Annotated in this window: 2 rRNA genes; both read right to left on the bottom strand. The window is 50.0% G+C overall.

The window, feature by feature from the left end:
- Positions 1–99: ribosomal RNA gene (gene rrf / locus HP548_RS01110) — 5S ribosomal RNA — on the bottom strand; the annotation flags it as partial.
- 80 nt (positions 100–179) lie between these two features.
- Positions 180–352 (bottom strand): 23S ribosomal RNA (locus HP548_RS01115); the annotation flags it as partial.

The following is a 352-nucleotide window of genomic DNA, read 5'->3' on the forward strand; positions in this document are numbered from 1 at the left end:
CTCCCAGGACCCTGCGGTCCAAGTACCATCGGCGCTAGAGGGCTTAACGGTCGTGTTCGTGATGGGTACGTGTGGAACCCCTCTGCCATCGCCACCAAACGCATAGCTTAGCTTACATTCAGAGATTATTCTCTGAAAACTAGATCCGAAACGAACTGTGCTATTTACAACTTGCATATTTGGATAAGACCTCGACCGATTAGTACTGGTCAGCTACATGCATTGCTGCACTTCCACCCCCAGCCTATCTACCACGTCGTCTTCAAGGGGTCTTACATACTGGGAAATCTCATCTTGAGGGGGGCTTCACGCTTAGATGCTTTCAGCGCTTATCCCTTCCGTACATAGCTAC

It is taken from the genome of Paenibacillus taichungensis (genome assembly GCF_013359905.1).
Classification (GTDB): domain Bacteria; phylum Bacillota; class Bacilli; order Paenibacillales; family Paenibacillaceae; genus Paenibacillus; species Paenibacillus taichungensis.